The organism is Nostoc sp. DedQUE07, from assembly GCF_034530975.2.
Taxonomy (GTDB): domain Bacteria; phylum Cyanobacteriota; class Cyanobacteriia; order Cyanobacteriales; family Nostocaceae; genus Nostoc.
This window is the reverse complement of the sequence record NZ_JAVRCC020000061.1, coordinates 18047-42766: the sequence shown is the minus strand read 5'-3', so window position 1 is coordinate 42766 and position 24720 is coordinate 18047. Positions and strand designations below refer to the sequence as shown.

At 40.2% G+C, this 24720-nt stretch carries 24 protein-coding genes, 3 tRNA genes and 1 pseudogene; 19 read left to right on the top strand and 9 right to left on the bottom strand.

Annotation, left to right across the window (positions count from 1 at the left end; translation table 11 throughout):
• Positions 1 to 617, top strand: a 617-nt coding sequence (locus RMZ95_RS29655; RefSeq protein WP_409884099.1) for a hypothetical protein, incomplete at its 5' end; no start/stop codon positions are given.
• Positions 618 to 661: 44 nt separating this feature from the next.
• Here RMZ95_RS29655 and RMZ95_RS29650 read toward each other — a convergent pair.
• Positions 662 to 1231, bottom strand: coding sequence for a Uma2 family endonuclease (locus RMZ95_RS29650; protein ID WP_322683239.1), 570 nt, complete (start codon positions 1229 to 1231; stop codon positions 662 to 664).
• A 226-nt stretch (positions 1232 to 1457) separates the two neighbouring features.
• On the opposite strand from RMZ95_RS29650, the gene RMZ95_RS29645 reads away from it, so the two are divergent.
• Positions 1458 to 1874, top strand: coding sequence for a XisH family protein (locus tag RMZ95_RS29645; protein ID WP_322683240.1), 417 nt, complete (start codon positions 1458 to 1460; stop codon positions 1872 to 1874).
• Positions 1862 to 2200: a XisI protein gene (locus RMZ95_RS29640; protein WP_322683241.1), complete on the top strand. Its 339-nt coding sequence runs from the start codon at positions 1862 to 1864 to the stop codon at positions 2198 to 2200. The genes RMZ95_RS29645 and RMZ95_RS29640 overlap by 13 nt, the downstream gene beginning before the upstream one ends.
• A gap of 66 nt (positions 2201 to 2266) precedes the next feature.
• Here RMZ95_RS29640 and RMZ95_RS29635 read toward each other — a convergent pair whose 3' ends face one another.
• The gene (locus tag RMZ95_RS29635) at positions 2267 to 2806 is read right to left on the bottom strand and encodes a DUF2267 domain-containing protein (protein WP_322674569.1); all 540 of its coding nucleotides are present in this window, start codon (positions 2804 to 2806) and stop codon (positions 2267 to 2269) included.
• A gap of 448 nt (positions 2807 to 3254) precedes the next feature.
• Here RMZ95_RS29635 and RMZ95_RS29630 point away from each other — a divergent pair, with 448 nt between their 5' ends.
• Positions 3255 to 4052 carry a dienelactone hydrolase family protein gene (locus tag RMZ95_RS29630; RefSeq protein ID WP_322683242.1) on the top strand — a complete coding sequence of 266 codons (798 nt, stop codon included), beginning with the start codon at positions 3255 to 3257 and terminating at the stop codon, positions 4050 to 4052.
• Between the two features lie 54 nt (positions 4053 to 4106).
• On the opposite strand, the gene RMZ95_RS29625 is transcribed toward RMZ95_RS29630, so the two are convergent.
• Complete coding sequence (locus tag RMZ95_RS29625) at positions 4107 to 4754, bottom strand: class I SAM-dependent methyltransferase (protein ID WP_322683243.1); 648 nt, start codon at positions 4752 to 4754, stop codon at positions 4107 to 4109.
• Positions 4755 to 4927: 173 nt separating this feature from the next.
• Between RMZ95_RS29625 and RMZ95_RS29620 the strand changes: the two genes are divergently transcribed.
• Positions 4928 to 5140 (top strand): hypothetical protein, encoded by a 213-nt coding sequence (locus tag RMZ95_RS29620; protein ID WP_322683244.1) that lies wholly within the window; start codon positions 4928 to 4930, stop codon positions 5138 to 5140.
• Here the strand turns inward: RMZ95_RS29620 and RMZ95_RS29615 are convergent.
• Positions 5126 to 7312: an ATP-binding protein gene (locus RMZ95_RS29615; RefSeq protein ID WP_322683245.1), complete on the bottom strand. Its 2187-nt coding sequence runs from the start codon at positions 7310 to 7312 to the stop codon at positions 5126 to 5128. The genes RMZ95_RS29620 and RMZ95_RS29615 overlap by 15 nt on opposite strands.
• Before the next feature lie 419 nt (positions 7313 to 7731).
• Here RMZ95_RS29615 and RMZ95_RS29610 point away from each other — a divergent pair, with 419 nt between their 5' ends.
• The 3 genes from RMZ95_RS29610 to RMZ95_RS29600 all read left to right on the top strand — a co-directional run bounded on the left by RMZ95_RS29610 (position 7732) and on the right by RMZ95_RS29600 (position 11411).
• Entirely contained in the window at positions 7732 to 8616 is an 885-nt protein-coding gene (locus tag RMZ95_RS29610) for a glycoside hydrolase family 75 protein (RefSeq protein ID WP_322683246.1), read from the top strand.
• A gap of 268 nt (positions 8617 to 8884) precedes the next feature.
• On the top strand, positions 8885 to 9598 hold the full coding sequence (locus RMZ95_RS29605) for a PEP-CTERM sorting domain-containing protein (RefSeq protein ID WP_322683247.1): 714 nt from the start codon (positions 8885 to 8887) through the stop codon (positions 9596 to 9598).
• 223 nt (positions 9599 to 9821) lie between these two features.
• Complete coding sequence (locus RMZ95_RS29600) at positions 9822 to 11411, top strand: alkaline phosphatase (RefSeq protein ID WP_322683248.1); 1590 nt, start codon at positions 9822 to 9824, stop codon at positions 11409 to 11411.
• Positions 11412 to 11645: 234 nt separating this feature from the next.
• Here RMZ95_RS29600 and RMZ95_RS29595 read toward each other — a convergent pair whose 3' ends face one another.
• Positions 11646 to 12068, bottom strand: a complete 423-nt coding sequence (locus RMZ95_RS29595) for a hypothetical protein (protein WP_322674561.1) — start codon at positions 12066 to 12068, stop codon at positions 11646 to 11648.
• Positions 12069 to 12627: 559 nt separating this feature from the next.
• On the opposite strand from RMZ95_RS29595, the gene RMZ95_RS29590 reads away from it, so the two are divergent.
• A complete protein-coding gene (locus RMZ95_RS29590; RefSeq protein ID WP_322683249.1) occupies positions 12628 to 13044 on the top strand; it encodes a XisH family protein in 417 nt (138 codons plus the stop codon).
• Entirely contained in the window at positions 13032 to 13367 is a 336-nt protein-coding gene (locus tag RMZ95_RS29585; protein WP_322674556.1) for a XisI protein, read from the top strand. Before RMZ95_RS29590 ends, RMZ95_RS29585 begins: the two co-directional genes overlap by 13 nt.
• 470 nt (positions 13368 to 13837) lie before the next feature.
• Here RMZ95_RS29585 and RMZ95_RS29580 read toward each other — a convergent pair whose 3' ends face one another.
• Complete coding sequence (locus RMZ95_RS29580; RefSeq protein ID WP_322683250.1) at positions 13838 to 14488, bottom strand: TraX family protein; 651 nt, start codon at positions 14486 to 14488, stop codon at positions 13838 to 13840.
• 253 nt (positions 14489 to 14741) lie between these two features.
• Here RMZ95_RS29580 and RMZ95_RS29575 point away from each other — a divergent pair, with 253 nt between their 5' ends.
• The 8 genes from RMZ95_RS29575 (at position 14742) to RMZ95_RS29540 (ending at position 21382) form a co-directional block, all read left to right on the top strand.
• A complete protein-coding gene (locus RMZ95_RS29575) occupies positions 14742 to 15320 on the top strand; it encodes a hypothetical protein (protein ID WP_322683251.1) in 579 nt (192 codons plus the stop codon).
• A gap of 266 nt (positions 15321 to 15586) precedes the next feature.
• Positions 15587 to 15662: transfer RNA gene (locus tag RMZ95_RS29570), tRNA-Met, on the top strand.
• A tRNA-Met gene (locus RMZ95_RS29565) sits at positions 15662 to 15736 on the top strand. The genes RMZ95_RS29570 and RMZ95_RS29565 overlap by 1 nt, the downstream gene beginning before the upstream one ends.
• Before the next feature lie 395 nt (positions 15737 to 16131).
• A complete protein-coding gene (locus RMZ95_RS29560) occupies positions 16132 to 17238 on the top strand; it encodes a reverse transcriptase family protein (protein ID WP_322683252.1) in 1107 nt (368 codons plus the stop codon).
• 215 nt (positions 17239 to 17453) lie between these two features.
• Positions 17454 to 17526: transfer RNA gene (locus RMZ95_RS29555), tRNA-Ile, on the top strand.
• A gap of 624 nt (positions 17527 to 18150) precedes the next feature.
• Positions 18151 to 19677 (top strand): slipin family protein, encoded by a 1527-nt coding sequence (locus RMZ95_RS29550; protein ID WP_322683305.1) that lies wholly within the window; start codon positions 18151 to 18153, stop codon positions 19675 to 19677.
• A 393-nt stretch (positions 19678 to 20070) separates the two neighbouring features.
• Positions 20071 to 20493 (top strand): hypothetical protein, encoded by a 423-nt coding sequence (locus RMZ95_RS29545; RefSeq protein WP_322683253.1) that lies wholly within the window; start codon positions 20071 to 20073, stop codon positions 20491 to 20493.
• Between the two features lie 106 nt (positions 20494 to 20599).
• Entirely contained in the window at positions 20600 to 21382 is a 783-nt protein-coding gene (locus tag RMZ95_RS29540; protein WP_322683254.1) for an Rpn family recombination-promoting nuclease/putative transposase, read from the top strand.
• A gap of 263 nt (positions 21383 to 21645) precedes the next feature.
• Here RMZ95_RS29540 and RMZ95_RS29535 read toward each other — a convergent pair whose 3' ends face one another.
• From RMZ95_RS29535 to RMZ95_RS29525, 3 genes and pseudogenes are all read right to left on the bottom strand, one after another.
• A complete protein-coding gene (locus RMZ95_RS29535) occupies positions 21646 to 22419 on the bottom strand; it encodes a hypothetical protein (protein ID WP_322683255.1) in 774 nt (257 codons plus the stop codon).
• Positions 22420 to 22660: 241 nt separating this feature from the next.
• The gene (locus tag RMZ95_RS29530; protein WP_322683256.1) at positions 22661 to 23044 is read right to left on the bottom strand and encodes a hypothetical protein; all 384 of its coding nucleotides are present in this window, start codon (positions 23042 to 23044) and stop codon (positions 22661 to 22663) included.
• A gap of 404 nt (positions 23045 to 23448) precedes the next feature.
• Positions 23449 to 23949: pseudogene (locus RMZ95_RS29525) on the bottom strand (nitrogenase component 1); the annotation flags it as partial.
• Positions 23950 to 24279: 330 nt separating this feature from the next.
• Here RMZ95_RS29525 and RMZ95_RS29520 point away from each other — a divergent pair.
• The gene (locus tag RMZ95_RS29520; RefSeq protein ID WP_322683257.1) at positions 24280 to 24501 is read left to right on the top strand and encodes a hypothetical protein; all 222 of its coding nucleotides are present in this window, start codon (positions 24280 to 24282) and stop codon (positions 24499 to 24501) included.
• The last annotated feature ends 219 nt before the right edge of the window (positions 24502 to 24720 follow it).

Genomic DNA, 24720 nt, shown 5'->3' with positions numbered 1-24720 from the left:
CTTGCTACTATCCATATCTGGGTTCAAAGGATTTTATTAGTGGGATAGGTTCATATAAACCTCCAAGATTTCTAGGCCATGATAGTAAGAATCTATCGTTAAAAGCCGATGGAGCAGCATCTATCAAGGTTCTTAATTTGGTACGTTTTCTTCAAATAACGCGACAGATTAAAGCTGTTATCTTTATCCGTGATTTAGACAATCAACCAGAGCGTAGAGAAGGGCTTGAGCAAGCACGCTCAGAACATATTAATCGACAGCCCCAACTAAAAATTGTTATTGGTGCAGCTAACCCAAAGCGTGAAGCATGGGTTCTCAATGGGTTTATTCCGTCTAATCAAGAAGAACGAATTCTAGAACAAATCAAAGCTCGATTGAATTTCGACCCTTGCATAGAATCACACAGATTACGCTCTACCTCACATGAAGAACCCGATAGAATTAGAAATCCAAAAGTAGTAGTTGAGCGGCTAACAGGCAAAGATATGGAACGCGAACAACAGTGTTGGGAAGATACAAATTTGAACCTTCTACGTGAAAGAGGTGTTCATACAGGTTTGACAGCCTACATTCAAGAAATTGAGCAACACTTGATTCCAATTATTTTGTCTAAGTAAAAAATTCGCACCCCTGCCAAAGCATACATCGTCACAAACCTGATTTAGTCAAAAACAACGCCGCGATAAATTTCTGCCATCGGCAATTCAATATTAACTGAATCTAAAGAAATAGATAGCTCTAAGCCACTAAAATCACTGAGCAACCAACCTTTGGCTTGTTTACTATAGCGTTCAACAAAAGGTTCATTCTGTTCTAATAATAAATATTCGCTAAAACTCTCAATTGAGCGATACATCCGAAATTTACTGAGTCGATCGCAATCTGCGGTGGAAGGAGATAGAACTTCAACAATCAGTGTGGGATTCAAGACTTCATCTGAGCGATCGCCATTTAGTTGCGGTTCGCCGTCAAAAACCATTACATCTGGATATACTCCGCGTCGATGTTCGGGAATCCACAGCCGTAAATCGCTGTTAATTGGCTCGAATTGAGTATCGCGCAGCAAAAACTTGAAAAAGGCAAAAATATTGCCACCGATGCGGCTGTGTTTAAGGGTTCCTCCAGGCATGGGTACAATTTCTCCATCTCGATATTCGCTGCGTCCTTCGGCTTTTTCTTCGATCGCGCGATATTCATCCAAGCTGTAGCGGCGCGAGATGGTAGAAATCATAGGTCGTAAGCGATCGCATTAGCTATAAAACAACAATATTATTTTGTCACAGATTTACTAGTGAGGTGATATAGTCTTGCGGTCTATATATTCTTTTTTCTACAAAAGACTGTGCGATATTTTTCGGGTTATGCAAAGCCGAATGTATTTAGACCTGGTGCTGCTTTAGTGGGATGCACGATAGAATTTAGGCAAAAGACTTTATCTTTCTGGTTAGCTGTCTACGATGTCTGCAAGAGATAGGTTTCATGAACTGGTTAGAACTGCCCTTGAGAAGGAAGAGTGGATAATTACTCACGATCCTTACCACATTGATTTGGGGTTTGTTGATTTCTACATCGACTTGGGTGCAGAACTTTTGCTGGCAGCGACAAAGGATGAGGAAAAGATTGCAGTTGAAATCAAAACGTTTTTGGCACCCTCAACGATTTCTGAGTTCCATACTGCAATTGGACAATTTATTAACTACCGTATTGCTCTGGAAGATAACGATCCAGAGCGGAGGTTGTATTTGGCAGTTCCGCTCGACGTTTATAAGCGATTTTTCAGATATCCATTTATTCAAACGGTCATTGTCCGTAATAAAATTCCCCTTTTGGTGTACGACACAGAAAAACAGGAGATTGCAGAATGGATAAGCTAATTTTATATCGTGAACTAATTCAGAGATTATTGAGAGCGCGGGCAAACTTGCGTTCTAAGAGCGATCCAATAGAAAGTCAAACCATTTTTGATACTACAAAAGACCATTATCAGCTTGTGCATGTGGGATGGAAGGATAGTAGTACCCGGATTTATGGCTGTGTGCTGCATGTAGATATCAAGGATGAGAAGATTTGGGTGCAGCATGACGGAACGGAGGATGCCCTAGCAGATCAACTTGTGACCGAGGGAGTGCCTAAGCAAGATATTGTGATAGCATATCATGCACCTCATGTAAGGCAGTATACAGAGTTTGCTGTAGGCTAAACCTATTGAAAAAGCCTGTTTGCGATCGCTACTCACAAACAGACTTTACTTTTTTTATACTTCTAATTAAGCCTGTTCCCAAAGCTGACGTACATAATCAGGTAGCCAGCTAGCAATTTCCTGAATTCGTTCTTCGGAAAGTTCGTCTTTAGTAGCAGAAAATACTGCTTTAACCGCTTCTTCTCGGTCTACTGTTCCCGGTTTTCCACCTTCGTTAGCAACTCGGAACAGGAAGCGATCGGAATCGATCTTAAAGATACCAGGGCCTTGCCAAGGTGGACGAACCCGGCTTAAAAATCTCACAAGTGGATTGCTGTCTCTCCAGAGATCGGATACTTCAAACTGGAGTGCTTTTTCATCTGTAGGCACTGCCTCTGTATGCAGTTCTGCTTCGACGCGATCGCTAGCTTCTGTGGTCATTAAGTCGCGCATGACGCGAAACACAATTTCGGTAAAGTCTCTGGCATCATAGGGGTCTGCAAACCCGGCTCTGACCTGCACTTTTTCCAGGAACGAACGATGTTCGTCGGCGATCGCAGTTCGATTATCTTCAATCTCCGTTGGGTCAACTTCTGGAATATCTGTTCTAAAACTTTGATCTGGCATTGTTTTTTTCTTGTGGTTATTAATTTTGAGTCTTTATGCTTACTTTATGTAAGGTCGCACAAATCAAAAACCCTTGGAATCTTCCAGAAGTTTGAGATGCCATTTATTCAAAAGTTAGAAATTCATCTGATTTGCATGGATACAGGTAGCAGGACTACGCCCCTACAAAGGTTTTGGATCGCACATATTTAATTTCTGAAAATATCATATCTATTAGATATCTTGCAAAAGTAACTTTTGCCTTGACGTTGGGGTGCATGTGAAAGGTTACTGGGTTTGGGAAAATTTCATCCTTTCCCCTTTACCCCTTCTCCTTTACCCCACAAATGCCAAGAAGTCTATTGAGTAGAGCAATACTCTTAGTGTTTTTGCTCGTTGTAGACATCACTCATTGGTATCAAAAAACAGTCAAAATAGATGAGTTAGTATAAAAGCAGCCGAAACAAAGATGCTAGAAACAAAAAACATCGAAATTCACACTTCCTATGTCAAAGTACCCAACGATGACTTAGAAATTGATGCTTACTTAGCTCAACCAGCACAAAACGGAACCTTTGGTGCAGTTATAGTTTTTCCAGAAATTTTTGGAATCAATAGTAATATTAGGGATATTACGGAATTAATCGCTAAACAAGGTTATGTAGCGATCGCCCCAGCGATGTATCAACGTATTGCTCCCGGTTTTGAAGCTGATTTTAGCGCTGAAGATGTTGGGTTCAGTCCAGAAAGCTATAGGCTGGGGTTGGAATATTATCAACAAGTAAAATATCAAGAGATATTGAGCGATATTCAAGCTACCATTACTTATCTCAAAACTTTACCCAATGTCAAAGATGATGCAATCGGTGTGATTGGTTTTTGTTTTGGCGGTCATGTTGCTTATATGGCTGCAACTTTCTCTGATATCAAAGCAACAGCTTTGTTTTACGGTGGTGGAATTACCACTTCTAGTTATGGCGAAGAGACTCCAACTATTAATCGCACCTCGGAAATCAAAGGTACTATTTATGCATTTTATGGTACAAGAGATACATTAGTTTCACAGGAGGAAACCGAGCAAATTGAGGCAGAATTAAAGAAACATCAAATCAATCATCGTGTATTTCGATACGATGCAGGACATGGATTCTTTGCCGGATTTTTCAAAGACAAGTACCCATTTATGGAACAACACCCAAGTTATAATCCTGAAGCTGCTCCTGATGCTTGGCAACATGTTTTAGAACTGTTTCAAAATCACTTGTGATTCGACTTGTCGTAAATATCGCACTCATTGAACAAGAGTGCGATCCTATTGCCTTTAAGCTTTGGAATTTTTCAGCAGGAATTGACAACCACATAAAAACGGGTTTGGATTTTCTATGCGATCGTCTGCAAGCACTTCAATGGTCAGCTTACTGTTGTAAATCAATTCGTCATAATCCATCAATGCATCCCACTTGATCTTGTCAGTCGGGAAGCCTAGCTGTGAAGCTGCATCAGATATTAATTCTTGCCATTTCTGAATCTCTGGATCTTGCGATTTGCAGTAATCGAGAATGGCAATCAAGCCACCAGGCTTAGTAACTCGCAGGATCTCTGCAAGGGCGCGGACTGGATCGCTAACGACACAGAAGGTAAATCCCGATCCTGCTGCATCAAAAGTATTATCAGGAAAATCAAGATTGCAGAGATCCGATACTTTGAAGGTGATGTCTGCGGATACGTGTTTTTTACGTGCTTCATCCATCATCTTCTCAGAGAGATCGACACCGACCACACGTACACCTTCAGGATAGGCTGGAAGATTAAGACCAGTTCCTACCGCAGCATCCAATACGGTTTGTCCTGGTTTGAGCTGCAAGGAGGCAATTAAGGGTTCGCGCTCGATGTGCCAGTAACGCTTCATAATTGCGTCATAATCTACCGATCCCCGATCGTAGGTTTCAATCACCTGATGTATTTGCATAGATTTTTTAACAAACAGAACTACTGACTTTAACTATCTGTTCAACTGTATAATCTGTTTGCGCCCAAAACTTGTATATTCTCTAACCAACAAAAAAACTTCATTGTATACTCTTTTACCAACAAAATAACTTTATAATTGTCTTTTGACCGAACAATATCTATAACAGCGAAGTGACAAGAGCAGTTGGTGTATTATCAAAAATCGCGAGCGATCGCCATAAACGGCAAATCATTGTTCAAGCTTCGGAAATTAGCAAAGGTATTGTTACTAACAGCACTTTGCAAGTCAATGAAGTACACTCTTCCCCAACTTGCAATCTGCTGTATAATTCAAAACTCTCTACATCTTCCTGTTCCCCGATCGCAGCCTCAACCATTCCTTAACCGCAGAGGAATCTGAATGATAAACTCGGTTCCTTTTTCAGGAGTTGAGAAACACTCTAGTTTACCGCCATGTTTTTCTGTGATGATTTGGTAGCTGATGGACATACCCATTCCGGTTCCTTTGCCAACGGGTTTAGTGGTGAAAAAGGGATCGAATATTCGTTGCAGAAATTCTTGAGAAATACCAACTCCGTTATCAGCGATCGCCACTTCTAACCACGTTGAATTAACTACCGATGTACGAATCTTAATTTGACTGGGATTTTCCTTAATTTCCTGATATGTAAGCTTAGTATTATTTTCTTCTAACGCATCAATCGCATTTACTAAAATATTCATAAATACCTGATTGAGTTGTCCGGCATAGCATTCTACTAAGGGTACAGTGCCGTAGTCTTTAATCACCTCAATTTCAGGTTGTTCTGGTTTACCTTTGAGGCGATGCTGCAAAATCATCAAAGTGCTGTCGATGCCTTCATGAACATTGACCCGTTTGAATTCCGCTTCATCGATGCGAGAGAAATTTCGCAACGACAGTACAATTTGGCGAATGCGATCGGTGCCTACTCTCATCGAAGACAACATTTTTGGCAAGTCTTCCTGCAAAAACTCTAAATCGATGTCTTCAGAAACGGTTTGAATTTCAGCAGCAGGATAGGGATTATATTGCTGATACAACTGCATTAGTGCTAATAAATCCTGAGTATATTCTTGCACATGGGCAAGGTTGCCATGAATAAAGTTGACTGGATTATTAATTTCGTGTGCAACTCCAGCAACTAGTTGTCCCAAACTAGACATTTTTTCACTTTGAATAACTTGAGATTGAGTGCGCTGCAATTCTCCTAATGCATTTTTAAGTTCAGTAGTGCGTTCTTCTACTCGTTCTTCTAGTTCTTCTTTGCTTTTCTCTAAAGCACTAAAGGATTCGTGTAATTGCCCTGCCATCTGGTTGAAAGAGTTAGATAGGCTATTAAGTTCTTGAATGGGGCTAGTTTCTAATGTCTGATTGAAATTACCAGATGCCATTGCTTCACTTGCCCAATTCAAGCGCAAAATCGGGCGGACAATCCAATAAGAGGTAAACACGCCCATCACTGAGGCAATGACTAATGCGCCAAAACAAAGAGCGATGGTGATGCGCGTGTTGGCGTTAATTTGGGTCATGAATGTGTTTTCTGGCACACTCACCACCATCAGCCAATTCAAACCATATTTTTCACGCCAAGGTAAAACATGGACATAATGCCGTTTTCCTTCCATCTCAAGTTGAAAATCTGTGTCTTGGGTGATAGACCCAAACCCAGAGGTTTGGAAGTGTCTGCCAACATTCTGAATGATTGGATCGGAACTATCGATCGAGTGCAATCGCCGGATCTTTTGATTGACCACAACAAAAGGCTTCTCTGTACCGGAACTGGCAATTAATGTGCCATCCCGCTCCAAAAGGAACACTCGCCCAGACTGACTAATATTCAAATTGCGTAAAAAATCGCTGAGTTTTAATAGGTGAATGTCTGTTGCAATCATTCCTAGTAAGCGATTTTGCGAATCATAAATCGGACGACTAGCAGAGGCGCTGATGTAAGGCCCCGTTGGCAAATTTGCAGTCACAATCTTTGCCCAAATAGGTTTACCAGCAGCGATGGGCTGGGTATACCAAGATTCAGTAAAATTGTTCCAAGTCCATCGAGTATTTATTTGAGTTCGATTACCTCGATCGTCTGTGGCATAAGTGGAAGTATTATTGGAAAGCTTGGCAGTCCAATCATCAATGGTAATAGTTTTGCCATCATAACGAGCTACTCCTAGCCCTTCACCTGTTGTTAGTCCAATACCAATATAAGTTAGGTCATAAGCCTGCATCTGATCCCAGAAATACTTGCCAAGGGTTTTGCGATCGCCCACATCCAATAGTCCCCTGTGAATAGCATCTGCGTTGATCTGATTAAGGGTTTGTGGAATGGAAAGATAAGACTTTAGGTGTTCATCCACGACATCGCTAGTACGCTCTATCAACTGTTCGGCTAGGTCGTTAACTGCTCTTTGTCCATTTTTAAAAGACAAATAACCTACTAAGCTGACTGCTGCAAAAATTTGGATCAGGAAGGGAACAATAAGAACAATCTGTAATGGGAACGCCTTAGCTTTGCTGAGATAGGGAGTCTTCATTGCTGGAAGCTGAAAGTTGTGCTGATTTGATTTGCTTCTATAGTTCCCAAGATGTTCGCATACTCACATTTGTTGAAATTTTTTTCTCAAGTCAAAGGCGGCTTTAGGGTGGAATGGTACTTTCTTAGGCAAAAATTGCTGCCCAGATCCCCAACTTCCACCCTCTGGGTGTCTGCAAGCAGTTGGAGATCGAAATCCAGCGATTTAGTAAGTGACATTTAGATTTAGGCTGCGTTGCGGGGGTTCTTTCTCGTGTATTTGCCTTGCTTCAAAGCAGGAAAATCAGGTATTGCCACCCAGCTGGCGCGACACAAAAAATCAGAGTTTAAGACGTTCTAGATATTAGCGATCGCATCAGCACAAAATTTGGTTTTTTCAATGTATTTTGATGAGTTCAACTTTTAAATTTGGAGTAGGTTATGCAGCAATTTCAAGTAATCTCAGATAGTTTGAATATACGTTCAGCACCGATTGTTGAAGAAGCTAATCAATTAGCATCTCTTCCCAAAGGATATATTGTATCTAAAATTCAAAATTCGGATAATGAAAAGTGGTGGAAAGTTGCAACTATTATTGAAGGAAAAACTTTAGAAGGTTTTGTCGCTCAAAAATTCCTGAGTCCAGTCACAAAGTTTTCGCTTAAGACTGTGATTAAAATTGGTGAAATTCCCATTCTTCAGGCAAATGGAGAATCTGCATTTTTCTATGAAGCAGGGATGAGCATTAATGCTGATGGTGCACCTAATGCTTATCATCCCGCAGATAAAGGGATTGATTTTTTGGCAAATGCTGGGAATCCAGATAACTGGTGGGCACTAGCTGTAGATAAAAACGGCAATCCATTTATTCAAGGCAGTACCGATCCATATCCTGGATACTATATTTCTACAACTGCATTATGCGACTCTGGATTTGCTAAACAAGATCCACGCCGCTATGTTGATTCAACAAAGATTCCGTATATTGTTCTTCCAGGAAATGATGGTTTTAGAAAAGCTACAGGCGTTAAATTAGGAGATTTTGCAGTTGTTTATAACACTAGCAATGAAAAACTCGCTTTTGCAATTTATGCTGATGTTGGCCCTAAAAACCAGATTGGAGAGGGTTCAATCGCTTTGTCTCAGGCTGTTGGAAACGAGCCATTAGTACAATCAAGAGTCAAGCGAGGAATTCCCAAGGATATCGTTTATATTGTTTTTCCGGGTTCTGGAAATGGACAGCCAAGAACAATTTCAGAAATAGAAGCTGAAACTCAACGGTTTTTTGAAATATGGGGTGGCGTAGAACGGATCAAGTCTTTATAATCCACATTCTGCATTTCAATCAGTAGTATAATTACACAACATTTAGGGTGAGATATGAATATATACTCATCCTCCCAATTTCCAGTACAACCAGTCCCCATTACCCCTTATCCCCAGAGAACGCCACCTGTTCGCCAGTCTCCAGTTGAATATAAATGTTTTAGTTAACTGCTAACTCTTTTATTCGCTAACTTAAATTTTATTTTATTTTACCTTTAATTAAAGTCTGCTTAAACTCACAATTTTAAAATAGGGCGACTTCAATTATTTGAAGACTAGTTTCTTTTTCTCAAAAAGGGAAAAAGCATTGATTTTCATCACTGTTCTACTCAGTGATGAATACCCATTTGGGAAATCAGCAAGTTGTAAACAAACTGCTTTTATACCTTGCAGTGTGTATTGCTTACAGAAGTTTATGGTGAGGAAAACTGAAATGAAATTTGTTCCACAATTAGTGCTTGCTGCTACTTCGATTTTAGGTTTTGCTACTGTAGATGCCAAATCTGTATCTGCTGCAATTATTAATTACGCTTTCACAGTTGATAGTCCCGTAACTAAGGGAAATGGCTTTTTTAGCTTTGATGACTCAACTTTTAGTAATGAAGAGAATCCCGTAGCCGCCATTAAGTCACTTTCTTTCCAATTTGACGGTGACTCTACCGTTTACACTGAAAAAGATGATACCAAATATCCAGAATTTCCCCTAGTATTTCCAACTACGTTTTCAACTGGACAAACATCTTTAGCATTAGACTATCTGTTCAACGATAAATCTAATCCTTCCAGTTCTATAAGTTATGAAATCATTGGTGAAGATTTGACAATTTTCTCTAGAACTTATCCAGATGCTAAACCCATATTAGGTAGAGTTTCGTATACACAAGTACCTGAACCTACACCTTTAGTTGGCGCTCTTTTTGCTTGTAGTCTTGGCTGGATAATGAAGAAAAAAGTAGCATCAATGAAAAAGATTAAAATCTAATCTTGGTTAAGTTGATATTAACGCTTTCTTTGCCAAGGATTAATCTCTTAGTAATATGCTTTTATCTGGAAAAACAACATCTAATACATTGATGCCAGAAAAATTAGGAATTAAAACCTGATTTTGGTAAGGGAGTTAGTTACGAAGTTTGCCTAAGACCACCCTGCCTTCTTCGTGTTAGCTGTTGCTGCGTTTTAACTTACCTGTTAGTCAGGAGTAGAAAATGGTAGATTACCGGAATTTTGAGCAGTTCCTACACAGTCGAATCAAACGACGCAACTTAATTATCGGAGCAGGAGCATTGTCTGGTTTGGCGATCGCTAACCAATTTTCCGATCGACGAGCGATCGCTAGAAGCAGATTTTCTAATTATCCTTTCACTTTGGGTATAGCGTCAGGCGATCCCTATCCTACCAGCGTAGTGATTTGGACTCGTCTAGCTCCCGAACCCTTAAATGGAGGTGGAATGCCACCTGCTAATGTGCCAATTCGCTGGGAAATGGCTACCGATCCCGATATGAAACGTATTGTCTCCAGAGGTACGGTACTTGCAACTCCACAACTAGCTCACTCAGTTCGAGTTGTGGTAGAGGGACTGCAACCTGATAGTTGGTACTGGTATCGGTTTATTGTCGGTCAAGATGCTAGCCCCATTGGCCGCACTCGTACAGCTCCTCTAGCAGGTGGCTACTTAAATAAATTAAACTTTGCCCTTGTCTCTTGTCAAAACTATGAGCAAGGCTACTATACTGCTTACAAATATCTTGCCCAGGACGATCTCAGCTTAGTTGTGCATGTTGGCGACTACATCTATGAAGGAGGAATTTCAAAGAATCGCCCCAGACAGCATAACAGTGCAGAAATTGTGACTTTGGAAGATTACCGCAACCGTCACGCCCTTTATAAAACTGATTCCAATCTGCAAGCAGCTCATGCAGCGTTTCCCTGGATTGTTACCTGGGATGACCATGAAGTGGAAAACAACTATGCCAACGACATCTCGGAAGTCGATACTGAACCAGACCAGAATCCGGCAATCTTCCGCCAACGGCGGGCTGCTGCCTATCAGGCTTACTACGAACATATGCCACTGCGCCCCTTCTCGCGTCCTGTTGGCGCCGATATGCAACTTTTCCGTCGGCTTTCCTTTGGTAACTTAGCCACCTTCCATGTCTTAGATACCCGCCAATATCGCACCGATCAGCCATGTGGTGATGGTACTAAAGAACGCTGCCCAGAAAATTTAGATCCGAATGCAACGATTACTGGCAAGCGTCAGGAAAATTGGCTATATGATGGTTTGGCTCGCTCACAGGCTAAGTGGAACGTTTTAGCCCAGCAAGTTGTAGTTGCTCAGATAGACACAAAACCAGGGAAAGGCGGAACTTATAGCATGGATAAGTGGGATGGTTATATGGCTTCCCGCGATCGCCTCATGCGTTTTTTAGAACAGCGCAAACCATCTAATCCAATCGTCTTATCAGGCGATATTCATTCCAACTGGGCAATGAATTTAAAGGCTGACTTTAATAATCCAGAATCTGCTACAGTCGGGAGTGAATTCGTCTGTACTTCAATAACCTCTGGTGGAGATGGGGCAGATACCACCCCAAATGTTGAAGCTTACTTACCCGATAACCCACACATTAAGTTCTTCAACGGTCAACGCGGGTATGTTCGCTGTGCGCTGACTGCTACAACCTGCAAAACAGACTATCTAGTTTTATCAAACGTCACAACTCCATTTGGCACAATTAGTAAGCGGGCTTCATTTGTGGTTGAAGATGGTCGTCCAGAAATACAACAAGTCTAATCGTTTAATTCCCAGGTATCACAAGCAGACAATCATAGATGGATATAAATAAATCATCAGTGTTTATCTATATCCACCTCTGGTTTCATTTTCAGAAAATTGACTTTTGCAAGTCGATAGAGACGTAGCAGTGCTACGTCTCTTTCTTACGGAGAGCGATATCTACCAGACGCTTTGCGAATGCGTTTATGCAATTATTTTTGCTTGAAAAAATTTTGTGTAGAATAGCATATATTAAGTTGTCGCTACTGGTTTGTTTCCATTTTTGCTCTCCATACTGGCAACAAATGAGGGTTGCTCATCATTGATTGGCGACTTTTCTCGCTGTCCCTTACGACGCTGATTTTTAGGAACTCCTCCCGCCATACCGTACTCTATACTGCTTTTGCCATATCGAGTTCCAACTGCCATTAGCATTTGTTCTGTCATATCTCCCAACTCGCTTTCTGTTTCTAGCATTTCCCGATACAACTTATCCAAGCTGGAAAGGGCGCTATTGTAAGCATTTTCTTTAGATCGCATCGTCTCGATCAGAGTTGAGAAAGCAGGTAAGGTAAGTCCATTGCCTAAATCTAACCTGGGATCAATTGAGTTTATGCTAGCCGCACGGCGCACTGCTTTTTCTAATACTACAGAAGTTCTTTTTCTACGAGCCATAATCTACACCTAAGAATATAGTACGGTTAATATTCTTTACCTTAAAAAATTTCCGTATAGATCAGCTTGGGAGAATTCCGGCAAATCTGCAATAGTTTTTGCTACATAGCGATCGCTATCATGAATGCGCTAACTACTGAAATGAGAAAGCAAACTGGGGTTTGAGAAAGTCAAAGCTGATTTTACTTGCGGAAAACACCAAAATGAATAAGTCATAAGGCATTTTGAGAAAGTCAAAGCTGATTTTACTTGCGGAAAACACCAAAATGAATAAGTCATAAGGCATTTTGAGAAAGTCAAAGTTGATTTTACTTGCGGAAAACACCAAAATGAATAAGTCAAATGGCATTTTGAGTAAGTCAAAGCTCATTTTGTTAACTAAATTCGACTTGATGCATATTTTTGCGCTGCAATAGCTAGCTTTGATGGTTGTGATGGTGGTGCGATCGCTTAGTCTTTTGAGCAGACTGGCGAAAACTTATAGGTCAAAATAGTAGAGGCGTTTACTTTTTCAGCAAAAAGAGTACCATCATGAGTGTAGAAGTATCTAATTTTATCTGTGTCAGCAAAGGACGTTTTTCACGAAGCAGTTAAGCAAGCTCTACAAAAAGAGCAATGGATAATTACAGACGATCCACTCAAATTTAAATTTGGTAACGTCAACTTTCAGATTGATTTGGGTGCAGAAAGACTGGTTGCAGCCGAGAGAGCAGGTGAGAAAATAGCAGTCGAGATTAAAAGCTTTCTGAATCCTTCTGCAATTACAGATTTCTACGGGGCTTTAGGTCAATTCCTCAGTTATCGCTTGGCACTGAAAGCGACTGAGCCTGAGCGAGTATTATATTTGGCAGTTCCAGTAGATGCCTATCGAACTTTCTTTCAACTTGAGTTCACGCAAACAGCAGTACAAATATATCAAGTTTTGTTAGTTGTCTACGATCCAGTGAATGAGGTGATTGTGCAATGGATAAAATAGCTAAGTATCGAGAGTATATTCAGACTTTGCTTACTCGTTATGCCAGTGACGATGTTTCAGATGATGAGGTCGAGGCTCAACTCATCTTCGATACAGAGCGAGATCATTATCAGTGGATGAATGTGGGTTGGCAAGAATTCGATCGCATTTATCGATGTATCATCCATTTTGACATTAAAAATGGAAAAATATGGCTTCAGCAGAACTTAACAGATCAGAATCCTGCTGAGGAGTTAGTTAAGATGGGTGTTCTCAAAGATGACATCGTTTTGGGATTGCAGCCTCCCTATAAAAGGCAGTACACAGATTACGGCATTGCTTAAGAGTTAGCCATATATGCAGTGGTGCATTGCGCGATCGCTGATAATAATCTGGGCGATGTCAACAACAGGCTACGCCCACGTACTCTTGGGCAGAGAAAGCAAAAACACTATAGCAAAGTCTAAAAAAACAATCTAGCAAAATTATTGTCTGCCTCACTGCCAGCCCTTATTGATTTTAAAGGATTGGATACCAGCTTTCTTATGCGATCGCTGTTTAGTTATATCATGTCCGGTTAATTAGTTATAATTCCCGTAATCTATGCAGAAACCAGAAAACCCTCTTTCCCTCTGCCTCCTGCCCCTCGGTCACTGAGCGTAGCCGTTGGCGCAGCCTCTCGTAGAGAAGTGCTGCTCCCCTGCGGTCTTAATGATAAGTCTTTAATTGGACACGATATTAGAGGATTACTTTGCCTCAATCCGTGAAGCCAATTGTATTAAGGTTATCTGTAGAGCAATACAGATAGTTAATCCTATCTAGACTGGATTAAATAATTGATTATACCTAAAATAATTAAATGAGTTGGGTAAAACACATAAAACCATCTAGCTCGTGAACCTTGTTTTCCATTGAATTGAAAAACAATGAATCCTGCAATAATTGCCCAATATTGCACTATATCACTTATAAATAGAGTTACTAAAATAAAGTGAAAGAAGCACCAGTAGAGCAACCATACATTAGGCTTTAGTTTGTCTATTAGGGACATCAATAAAATTACTGCAATCCCATATACTCTATATTCAACGCCCAAGCCCTCAGCAACTACCGCACACAAGCCGATAATTATTAATTGCTGCCATAATTGCGAATAACGCTTTATTAAGCGCAACATCACAAGTCCAAGAAAAAGCGTAAACAGAATATTAAGTGCTAAACTCTGGAAAACAATACTATAAATAGGCTGAGATATTATTGCTGTAATTAATAGTCTCCTCCCATAGCGGTATACATTTTGGGTGTGTTTTTCGCCTTCAGCCAAAAGCCATGCAAACAGGGGAAAACTGAATCGCCCAACTAAGTGCAAGATTCTTAACTCTGGAATTAGCAAATAGCACACATGATCCATAACCATGAACACTGCGGCTAAGATTTTAATGTTAAAAGCTGAAACTTTAATCACAACGTTACAGTTACCTTGGATTCTTTGATATAGAATCCTAAAAATTTTATTTAATTTTATTTATTTAATATAAGAGTTATTCAAAATACTAGCAATTTGATAACATTAACAAAAAGGGCAATGTCTACAATGGGCTGTTACCCTCCTGTGTCGCTCTAAGCATTAGCGATAGCGTCTCGTAGAGAAGCTATGCCAAACGGCTTTACGCTACGCTATCGGTGACACCCTCTTCAGCAGAAAATGCAGAAACACTATGGCAAAGCGTAAAAAAAGCAATCTCCAGTGGATAAAAGAAACGCTTGAACTCAAACCCGATCATCGTTGGGAATCTCCATCAGGTTACAAAATTTTTGTAGCAGATCGAGGCGCTGTTCGTTTCAATGTTCCTCAAAATTGGGTGTTTGAGCCACAAGAGAAATCCTTCAAGTTCATGGATAAAAAACCGCCCAACGATGATTGCTGTCTAGAAGTATCTTTTAATCGCCTCCCACCCAACGACTGGAGCCAGTTTCCGCTAAAATCCACGTTGAAGAAAGTCCTGGAAGACGACAGCCGCAACATCATTGAGAGGGGAGAAATTATTACCGTCAAGCGTCAAACTGCCAAAATTGTCTGGACAGAGATGAAGTTCATTGACACTCAAGAAGAACCACGGGAAGCTTTTTCGCGGACTTGCATTGGTTTGGGGTCGAATGTTCAATGCTTGATTACATTCGATTATTGGGCAGATCAAGCAGAGCAACTAATACCCGTTTGGGATGAAGCAATCCGTAGTCTCACGCTAGGGTTGTATATTCGTGACCCCATGACTGGTCTAGCTTTCCCAGACTAAAGCTCAAGAATAATTGCTCAAACTTCTTTGGAAGATAGAAAACACTATGCTTTTTTGGAGCGGACTGTCGAGATATCTTGGTGTGTATGCACAGGTTGTTTGGGCGTTGCATATTTGGGGCAGCCCTCCCAATGCCCAATTCTTTTATGCTAAATTTGGAGCGGGATAGTAACAAAGTTACAAAGCTATAGTTTAGGTTCTATATGCCTAACTGGTGCGCCAAGCTTTTGCATAAGCGTATACCGCCGAGTACTTTAAACTATATTGCTTGATTAGCTCAGTTGGCAGAGCGATCGACTCATAATCGATTGGTCACAGGTTCGAGTCCTGTATCAAACCCCAGGAAGTTAGCTCACTGGTAGAGCAATCGACTCATAATCGATGTGTTGTAGGTTCGATTCCTATACTTTCACCCAACCCTGTCCGGGTCAAAAGACAATACCCTTCCAAGGTAGCCAATATGGTACGGATCTTAACAGATTCGAGACCCCTCATTTTCTCAACTCTGCGGTGTAAGTGTTTTGCTGTCGGTCATCACTCGTAAGAGTAATGTTCGGTAGCCACAGTCAAGGAGTAAGCGCAACTGCATTTTTCCCTAACTTGAGTATGTCCCTTCGTTTTCTACATCTAGTTTTCCTTTAGGATTCTAGATTAGTAAATTGAACGGTATATTTGAGCGCGGTTCTTTTTCTAGATTGTCATTGAGCAGTCTGGTAAAAGTAACAGCAATCTTAATCCAGTTTTGGAGAAGCTTTTGCCCACCCTAAACTGTAAACACTTGCACTTGCAGAGTAAAAAAATCTTTTGTATTATGTACAGCAAAAATCTAACCACTAACCCATTAGCGGCTGAAAGTAATCTAGAAAAGTTGCAAACAGATAATTTAGCACTTTTGCGATGGCTACGCCCGCCGCAGGCATCGCATGGTTTAGCTAAATATAATACTGCCGAAGAAATAGCCTTTGCAATGGGAATAAGCTTAGAAAAACTGCGCTTCTTAACGACTAGTACATCCCTAACTAGACATTACCTCCCTTTCAAAATTTCAAAAAAGACAGGTGGAGAAAGAATTATTTCTGCACCAAAGCCCGATCTGAAAGCTGCTCAAAGGTGGATTCTAGAGAATATTTTAGAGAAATTAGAAATTCACAATGCAGCGCACGGTTTTTGTAAAAATCGTTCGATAGTCACCAATGCTAAACCCCATGTTGGTGCAAATGTAATAGTCAATCTTGATTTACAGAATTTTTTTCAGTCAATTTCTTACAAACGTGTCAAAGAATTATTTTCTGGGTTTGGTTATTCGGAATCTACGGCGAAAATTTTCAGTTTGATTTGTACAACTGCTGAAATAGCAATAGATGGACGAATTAACTATATAGCTTCAGAAAACCGCCACTTACCACAAGGTTCGCCTGCAAGTCCTGCTATTTCTAATCTAGTTTGCCGTAATCTCGATAGTCGTCTTGCTGCGATCGCTGAAAATCTTGGGTTTTGCTATACGCGGTACGCTGACGATTTAACATTTTCTGCTTCTAGGAATGCATCGCCCAAAACATCTGATTTGATTAAAAACATTAGATATATTATTTCTAGTGAAAATTTTACTGTTAATGAGAATAAAACCAAGATTTCTGGCAAAGCAGTGCAGCAAGAAGTAACAGGTCTAATTGTAAATACGCAATTAAATATATCTAAAAAGACATTAAAAGCTTTTCGCGCAACTCTATATCAAATAGAACAAGAAGGTTTATCAGGAAAAACTTGGGGAAAATCAACTAATTTAATTGCCGCAATTACCGGGTTTGCAAATTATGTAGCAATGATTAACCCGACCAAAGGCGCAGAATTTAAATCAAGTATAGAACGCATCAAGCAGAAATATGGTGACTCTCAAACTGATGAAGTACGTTTTTAAAGCTGCTTATTTTGCTAGAAAAGGTTTATTTAGGTGTACCTGAGCAAAGAAAAGCCAGAGCGGATATAATTCGCCTTTTTACTTTTTTCCTGTGCTAAATTTGAACCGGGATAGTAACAAAGTCACAAAGCTGTAGTTTGGGTTCTGTATACCCGACTGGTACGCTAACCTCTGGTAATAGCGTATACCGCCCAGTACTTTCAACTATTTCACCATGAAAGTTAGCTCATTTGGTAGAGCGATCGGTGTATCGCCGATTAGTTGTAGGTTCGATTCCTATACTTTCGGGCAAAAACCCTCGCCCTGGGTACGGGCACCTTGTTAGGGACAAGGCCGCAGAATTATTGGGTATTCAAAAAGACCCAATCAAAAAAACTTTTTGTTTTTTCTACTCTGTCATGCAGGTATTTATAACAGTAAAAGAGCTAGCGCAACTGTATCTCTCCCTAACTTGAGTATGTCCCTTCCTTTTCTTACATCTGGTTTCCTTTAGGATTCTGGATTGGCAAAGCGAACGGCATATTTGAGCGCGGTTCTCTTTTTTTAGATTGCCATTGAGCAATTTGGGAAAAGTTACAGCAATCTTAATCCAGCTTAGGAGAAGCTTTTGCCCGCACCGTAACTGTAAAAACCTGCACTGGCAGAGTAAACATTTTTTTTGTAGTATAGAGTAGTACAAGCTGCTAAAACTAATCTTTTAGCCTTTGTTTAAAGGGTTGTAAAGCCTAAATAACCTCCTGATAAATTCTGTATACTCCAGTAGTTAAGCCGTGAGACATCGGTGGTATTTGAGTTCAAGCAAGGTTATAAATGTGTTGTTCTAATCTTCTTAGCTAGTTGCGATGGCTACGCCCGCCGCAGGCATCGTCTAGTTTACTTCAGCTATCACACAAATTATTTATGCAAATCACTATGTGGGAAACGTTTTATATTAAACCTAACGAAATCGGCATCTTATATCACCGCAGTGACTTTAAGAAAATTTTGCAACCCGGTACACATACATATTTTGGTCGGCATTGGCAAGTAAAAATTTATGACCTCAATCAGCCATTAGCTCAAATTGAAAACCTAGAACTGTTGTTGCGAAATCACGAAGCCGAACTACAAGAACACTTATTGATTATCAGAACCGCATTCAATCAAGTTGCATTAGTCCGCTACGGTCAGAATTGGGTAAGCGTTGCACCAAATAAATTGATTGCTTTTTGGCGTGGTTTTATTGAAGTAGAGTCTCATATATTCAACTTGGAAGAAAGCTTAGAATTACCTAGTTCTTTTGTGCAGCAATTGCGCTCAGTTACCTTGAATGGAGTGAAGAAGTTCCAAATCTCAGAGTCAGAGATTGGTCTACTATATCTGCAAAATAATTTTGTGCGACCTCTAGAACCAGGAGAGTATGCTTTTTGGTCGGTAGATAGAGATGTTACCGTCAGGACTCTCAGCCGAATTATCCCTAACCCAGACTTTCCCCTCGAAGATGTACTCATTGAAAAACATCCCGACTTTATAACTGCTTACTGTGAAGTCGTGCAATTACAGACTTCGCAAGTTGCAATTGTGCGATATAGAGGGAAAGTGATTTCTATTTTGCCACCCACCAGCCGCAAGCTATTTTGGCAGGGTGTTACAGTGGAAATTATCGATATTAGCGTTGATGCTCAGTTACAGCCTAACTTAGTGGCTGAGTTGGTTGAGGGTTCAACAGAAGTGAAATTGCTCAGTCGTAACTGTTTGCATATTTGCCAAGTTCCCGCGCAGCACGTTGGATTAGTATACATTAATCAAGAGTTTCAAGGACTGCGATCGCCAGGAGTACACGCTTGGTGGTTATTTGGCCGCTCTTTTCAAACCGAAACGATTGACTTGCGACTCCAAAATATGGAAGTATCCGGTCAAGACATCCTCTCTAAAGATAAAGTACCTCTGCGGTTGAACTTGACGGCTGGCTTCCGCATACTCGACCCATTGAGGTCAAAAAACGGGTTATCAGATATTTCTGGTTATTTGTACAAAGAATTACAGTTTGCTTTGCGTGGTGCAGTCGGCGAACGCAACTTAGATGCTTTATTAGAGGATAAAGGTGCAATAGATAGAAGCATCTCTGAATATATTCGTCAAAAAGCCGCAGACTATGGAATTGAAGTAGATTCTGTCGGTGTCAAAGATATTATTTTACCTGGTGAAATTAAGACTATCTTAAGCAAGGTAGTTGAGGCAGAAAAAGCTGCTCAAGCCAACGTAGTCAGACGTAGAGAAGAAACTGCTGCTACCCGTAGTATGTTAAACACTGCCAAAGTGATGGAGGATAACCCCGTTGCGTTGCGTTTAAAGGAACTCGAAGTGTTAGAGCGGATTGCAGAAAAGATCGATCGCATCCAAGTTAACGGCAGTTTGGATAGTATTTTAACAGACTTGATTCGGATGAATACGCAATGATTTAGTTATTAAAAATTAAGAGTTGGGTTAGGTCGCGTATTAATAAATTTAATTATAAAAAATGTTTGCGATCGCGCCTAATCTAACCTGTAAAAATTGCTTGTCTCTGGTTAGCTGAAACTTGCGAAACTTTAAGTACATCGCTAGAACGTATTACTTCATAAGCATTTCAAACAAAAATCTTAGACAACTCTACAACAGAGGTAAATGGGATAATGTCGGCGCTATTTTGGCAATTGTACAGACAATTATTCAGCAATTCAGTAGTTAAATTGTGTAATCCTTGGAAGGAATAATGCAAAGCTTAAACCTAGATAAAACCATCATTGAAAATTCCATGATTCATAATGTATTTTTTGGAACAATGATAACCACAATTTAACGTACTGAAAGATGAGCCATTTTTTAACACTTGTGATTGTTGATCGCACAGAACCAAACCCAAGCAAAAAAGCTAAAGAATTGATGCTGCTATATTTTGAAGCAGATGAAGATAATCCATCTTTGCAAGCAAAATGTGACGGATTTGCTATTGGTGGTCAGTATGATGGCATAATTTGGGGTAAGGAACAGCATTACAATCTCAACCCAGAAGAATTTCAACGTCGATACGGGCTAGATATTGTGCAATCAGAAGACAATATTCGTCCTATCTCTGCCCTAATGTCTGACTTAGTTTCATACGCTATCGTTACGCCTGATGGAAAGTGGCACGATCGTGAAGGAAAATCCAATGAAGAATGGCTAGAAAAGTTCCGAAGTCTTTTACGCCAATATCAAGACAATGTAGTGGTTGCGATTGATTGTCATTGTTGATTAAAGAGATTTTGGCAAAGTACCCGGATTGTTAATAGAAGATTGGACGATTTAATGCGATGGCATCCCCCATCCCATGTTCGCATAGCTGTCGTACAATCTATCCATGTATGACGATACCTGTCGATTTCTTGCTGAAAACTTCTCAGCCGACTTTGCCAGTTGGTTGCTGGGAGAGTCGATAACACTGACGGAGTTAAAACCCTCCGAACTCTCCCTCGAACCCATTCGAGCAGATGCTCTTATTCTGCTTCAGTCCGATGATTCTGTCTTGCACTTAGAGTTTCAAACTCGCCCCAAGTCAGACATTCCTTTTCGGATGTTGGATTATCGTGTGCGAGTGTATCGACGCTACCCCGATAAAACGATGCGGCAAGTTGTGATATACCTTCAGCCAACTCGCTCCGATGTTGTTCGGCAAACGAGCTTTTCAATGGAACGCACTCGCCATGAATTCGACACCCTTTGTCTGTGGGAGCAACCCGCAGCAATTTTCTTGCAATATCCCGGACTCCTCCCCTTTGCTGTCCTGAGTCAAACCGATGATTCAGAAGCAACTTTGCGCCAAGTTGCCCAAATTGTCAACGAAATTCCAGACCCAATAACTCAAGCCAATTTGACTGCTGCCTTAGCGATTTTAGCTGGGATAAGATTAGAGGAAGAGATTATTTATTGTCTATTGCGGAGGGACATTATGCAGGAATCTGTGATTTATCGTTCTATCCAAGAAGAGGCAGAAACTAAGGCAAAGGCGAGTATGCAACGAGAGATCGCTGTCAATCTTTTACATGCAGGTGTGGCAATTAATATTATTGCTTCTACAACAGGATTAGCCATTGAGGACGTACAACAACTTCAGCAGCAGATTACTGAACCTCCACAAGCTTAAGCTAATAATTGAAATATTAGAGGCGATCGCACTATCTCGTAAATTAGTTTTATTAACGCACAATCATCGGGATTTGGGCAAAGTAACCGGATTGTTAATAGAGGATTGGATAGTTTAATGCGATCGCCTAGTTTCTTGTCGAGTGGGGGCGATCACTACAACACTCTACTTCTTGTGCATTTCACACAAAATATCTAAATATGCAGTGGTGTGTTGTTGAGTTGGAGCTTTGGAGATGTGCGTCTCTTAAAGTTAGCACCAGCTTATTCACTCCTAATAATCCTTTTGCAACTTCCACATAAATCTAGATTTTCTGCTTTGGCTTCTTCAATAGTTTTGAAAAATAGAATTGTTTTTTGATGTTCAGGCTTTTCTACACGAGGGTAATGACTGCAACCATTAGGTAGATGATAACAGTATCTTCCCCGTTTAGCTCTAACTGGATAATCTCTGTAAATGGGGTCTTCGTTAATATTCGTATTCAAGTTTCCAATATATGAGTAAATCCAATTGAGTAGACGTGATGTTTGGTATAAAGTTTTCAGCCTTGGATTTTTTGCAATTTTTTCGTCCAAGACTTCCAGCATTTCCTGTATATTTTCCTTGGAAGATTCTTGATTTATATAAGAAATGATCAAATTTGTTAAAATTTTCTCAATTTTTTTGAAACTCTTTTCTCGTCTAATTGCTTCAAAAGTAAAAATTGCATAACATGACTGCCAAGTATCTTGAATTTTACTTAACAAGCCATAATATTTTCTCTTAAGAGGATCTAACCTATCAAGAATAAAATCTTTTTGTTCATCTAATTCACTTAATTTCCAATCAATTAAATCCCTGTCAGAGCTATTAACGCCTATTGTAAGTAACTCAATAGCTCTCAGTAGTAGCCAATACTCTGAGTCAAGTCTGTTTAGTTTATTAGCTTCTCTCTTATCTGCTGTAGCAATTACTGACTCAGGAGTAGCAATATGATGAAGTTTTGCTCTAACTTCCTGCCATATTGAGTTAAGAGACTGATCTACTGCCTTATTCAACTGCCATTTATATGTCTTAAACCCACTAAATAGGTAGTTAGTGAGAGATTGAACAAGGTTTATAGGAAAAGCATAGCTTGCAGTGAGTCCAAGAAAAAACCATGCAAAAAATACTACAAAAAAGAATAATAAAGTTGTTATATAGTTACAGAGCCTCCTCCAAAATGACTTTAATCTTAAGTGTTTAGGAAGCTCTGTTGCTAATGATTCAGAATTTGAAGATAAATGTAAGTGAAGTTCTTCAGCCCCGAAAGTACTGATTTCCTCCTGCTATATTTCCTGTATTTTGTGGAGCATTAATATTTGATCCAGAACCAGTAGAAACCTGATTCACAGTTCCACTATTTTCATTTCCCTCAATCTCGATCAGCTTGCTAACTACACTTTCCAGTTCCTCACGAAAAGCGACATTGTTCGGAGCCTCTTTAAGGATTGCTGCTTTCAAAGCTGCTGGATTTTGTGTAGCTTCCTGAATTTCTTGTCTACCAGCGAAGTGAGTATATATTACACCGACTAACTTTTGAAGGTAGTCTTTTGCATCCGCTCCCAACTTTTGCAAAGCACCACCTGAAACTTGCAGTGCAAAATACTCTACAGCCTTGGTTGCTAAAGTCTCTAAAAGCATAGTTTGGGTAGATGTCTCAGATCATAGGTGAACAGAGTATTGGTTTTGGTTATGCCTTACTCTTTACGTGTAATATCGTTATTTTTATCACAGACACAGAAATATGGCAAGATAGAATTCTTTAACCTTACGCGGTTTTAACAGATTTATTAGTTGCATCTCAAGCTAGTTAACAACTCTGCTCCAAGCAACGGCCATTTAATCTAAAAAATCGTCATTAAAAATAGTCTTTTATTTTACAGTTTTTCTTAAAGCAAAATGCAAGCAAAATCTAAAAACCAGACTCCATAAGAGTTATACTATCTAAAGTATCAAAACAGATTGTTCTTAGATAACGCTGCAACTGGCATTTAGGCTAGAAGTAGGCTCTTTTTTCTACCGCCGCCGAAAAACCTTGCATTATATTATGTTGAGGAGCGATCGCTAGGTTCGGAGTAATCCCAAGAGTGCATTTGACGGAAAGGTAGACCCATCTTTTGGAAGACGTACTTCTCTTTCACACCAGAAGCTACCAAATCAGGCTTCAGCGCTTTGATAAATTCCTCGAATTCGTAAGCGGTAACGTCGTCATAAACGATGGTGCCGTTTTCGATGTAGTGAGTAGTACGTTTGTAGTCGTCATTATGAGCGAACTCATAACCTGTACCAATCATCTTCATGCCCAAGTCTAAGAAAGCTGGGACAACGTGGCGAGGACGTAGACCACCAACCATGATGGCAACGGTCTTACCATCCAAACGGGGGCGATACTTAGCAATTACCGCATCCATTGTGGGCTGATATTTGGCGATAACTTTCTCAGCGTTTGCTTGGATTGTTTCGTCAAACTTAGAAGCGATTTCCCGTAAAGATTCAGCAATCTTGGTGGGGCCGAAGAAATTATACTCAAGCCAGGGTATACGGTAGATTAAACCCTACAATGCTTATATATCAATAGTTCTACAAATCTGCGTTTCGTGTGGCTTGTTTTTGTCTTAAAGCTTGCGATTTAAACATCCAAAACTCTAGTGAAATGGTAATTTGATTCGCAAATTGTGGCTTAAGGGTGTGAAGTTTTAGCTGTATACTCAACAGAATTAGCAATCGAACCTTAACCCTCGACTGGAGATGCAACAGCGGTGCATAAGTCAAAATTCGCAGCCGGATAACACTATGTTGTCCAGCAAATTTTTGCAACAACTTGCAGGTTATTTGTCAAACTTTATACACTAGGCTAAAACGCGAGTGTATTTGGCATGGAAGTACTGGGAAGGCAGATTAGCGAAAATGGAGTGCTGCATCTAATGGACGGCGAAAAAACTGATCAGGAAACTGGGTTGACTCTGTGCGGTCGCCAAAATCACACAACTAACGCTCTACCGTTGCAAAAATTTGATGGTGGCAAGAACTGCTGTACAGTCTGCGTCAGGATGCAACGCGGTAATGAGTTGCTGCACTCTCGGCTAAATGCAGCATGAATGCGTGGCAAGTGGGGTCTAGTTAGACTGCCTTTAAAATCCTTAGAATTCTCTGGCGAAACCTATTAGGTTTTTATCGTTATTCTTCACCAGAGTTTTTCTGGGTGATGAGCAGTGGACTTGTGGCACTGCAATTTTTGCAAATATTAAACCAGTGACAAGTTAACTTGCCGAAAAAGGATTAACTTGTTTTAGCGTGGTTTGCTTTTCGGGAACATT